This is a genomic window from Protofrankia sp. Cas8 (genome assembly GCF_963555845.1).
In the GTDB taxonomy this organism is placed as follows: domain Bacteria; phylum Actinomycetota; class Actinomycetes; order Frankiales; family Frankiaceae; genus Protofrankia.
In genome coordinates this window covers 1-2,261 of record NZ_CAUVXI010000217.1, presented here as the reverse complement: position 1 = coordinate 2,261, position 2,261 = coordinate 1, and the positions used below count along the sequence as shown (strand labels likewise).

Annotated in this window: 1 protein-coding gene; it reads left to right on the top strand. The window is 67.2% G+C overall.

The window, feature by feature from the left end:
• Positions 1-30: 30 nt before the first annotated feature.
• Positions 31-2,261, top strand: a 2,231-nt coding sequence (locus U9977_RS22785; protein ID WP_416210751.1) for an RHS repeat domain-containing protein, incomplete at its 3' end; no start/stop codon positions are given.

The window sequence follows — 2,261 nt, the reverse complement described above, 5'->3', positions numbered from 1 at the left end:
CTGAGTACCGATCCGACGGTGATTGTGCGGGTGACCGATCCGCGGGGGCATGCCGAGGATTGGGAGTACAGCCTGGGGCAGTTGATTTCGCATCGGGATGGGACGGGGAATCGGCGGTTCACCTATAACGATCGGGGTTTCCTGGCGCAGGTGACCGATGAGAACGACAACCTGTTGACGTTGCAGACCGATACCCGGGGGAACATCCTGGCCCGTACGACGGTGCGGACAGTCGTCAACGGCAGCCAGCAGACGAACACCGGCTATTACAGCTATTTTCTGGGTGCGCCGGGGGATCCCCGTAACGATGTGATGACGGTGTCGCGGGATGGCCGGTCGGCGTCGCCGACGGACAACACCTATGCGACGACGTTTACGTTCAGTGCGTTGGGTGATCTGGTCGCGAAGAAGACGCCGGTCACGGCGGATTTCCCGTCCGGGCGGACCACGTCGTGGGTGTATGCGACCGGTACGGAGGCGGCGACCGGGGGTGGCACGGTGCCCCGCGATGTGCTGCTGTCGACGACGGACCGGCGGGGCAAGACGACGAGTTTCTCGTATGACAGCAAGGGGGATCTGCGCCGGGATGTCGACCCGGTCGGGTTGACCCATGATTACACCTATGACGAGGTGGGCCGGCAGGTCACCGTCAAGGAAACCTCCGACAGCTTCCCGGCGGGGTTGACGACGACGGTCGGTTATGACGCGTTGTCGCGGGTTGCGCAGGTGACCGAACCCGGGGTGGTCAATCCGATGTCGGGGGTGACCCACACCCGGGTGACCGGGCACAGCTATGACCTGAACGAGAACCTGTCCCAGACGGTGGTCTCGGATGCGACCGGTGGGGACGCCTCGCGGACGACGAGCTACGGCTACGACGCCGACGATCGGGTGACGGCGACGACCGGGGCGGCGGGGGCGGCGGAGGCCGCGACGGTCGGTATGACTTATGACGGCGACGGGAATGTCGCGACGGCCACCGATCCGCAGGGCACGGTGACCGCGTTCGGCTATACGGCGAAGAACCTGCTCGCGACCACGACGGTGAAGAGTTTTGTGGATGATCCGGTGGCGGGGTCGACGCCGCGGGATGTGGTGGTCGAGTCCCGGGCTTATGATCCGGCGGGCCGGCTCGCGAGTGTGACCGACGCGCTGGGTCGGACGACGGCGCACACCTACTGGTTGGATGATTTGGCGCGGCAGGACGTGCTGGTGGGCTATCGGCCGCCGGACACCGTGAACGGGGTGCTGTCCAGTCCGGGCGCCCGCGACATTGTGCTGGCCGATCGCAGTTATGACGGGGCGGGGCAGCTGACGTCGGCGACGACCGGGGGTGGCCGCCTGACGGTGGCTGCGGTGGTGGATGCGGCCGGGCGGACGACGCGGACGACGGTGGATCCGGCCGGGTTGGTCCGGACCACCGATGTCACCTACGACGCGAATGATGATGTGACGTCGGCGGTGACGGGGGCGGCGGGGACCAGCACGACGGGGCGGGTCGATACCGGCTTTGACAACGCGTCCCGGCCGACGTCGGCGACGGTGTTCGGGGACGGGTCGGCGACGTTCGTGACGAGCATGCTGCGGGATCAGCGGGGGTTCGTGACCGGCACCGCGGATCCGCGGGGCTATGTGGCGGGCGGTGCGCCGGACCCGGCCTATCTGACTAACAGCAGTGTGGATGCGGCTGGTCGGCTGGCGCAGGTGAAGGCGCCGTCGGTGTCGGTGGAGGAGAACGGCGGGTCGGCGACCGGCAGCCGGCCGACCGCCGACATCGGTTACAACACGTTCGGTGAAGTGACGCATAGTCGGGACGGGCGGGGGTTGGTGACGACCCGTAGTTTCGACCGGTTGGGTCGTACGACGCAGGTGAGCTATCCGGCTTACACCCCGCCGGGTGGCAGTGCGCTGACCCCGGTCGAGTCGTGGAGCTATGACCACAACGGCAACGTGGTCTCCCATGTGAACATGCGGGGGAAGACCGCGACCACCGTCTATGACAAGCGGAATCGGCCGGTGGCGGTGACCGAACCGCAGGTCGCCGGGGCGCCTGCGGCGGGGGTGAGCCGGCTGGGTTATGACGACGGCGGGAATGTCGTCTCGTCGGTGAACGCGGTCGGGGTGTGGACGTTCCTGGCCTATGACGATCTGAACCGGGTGTGGGCGGCCACGGCGACGGAGCGGTCCCCGCAGGGCACGTTCACCACCTATACCGATCATGATGATGCGGGGAACGTCACCCGGGTGATCCGGCCGGCGAA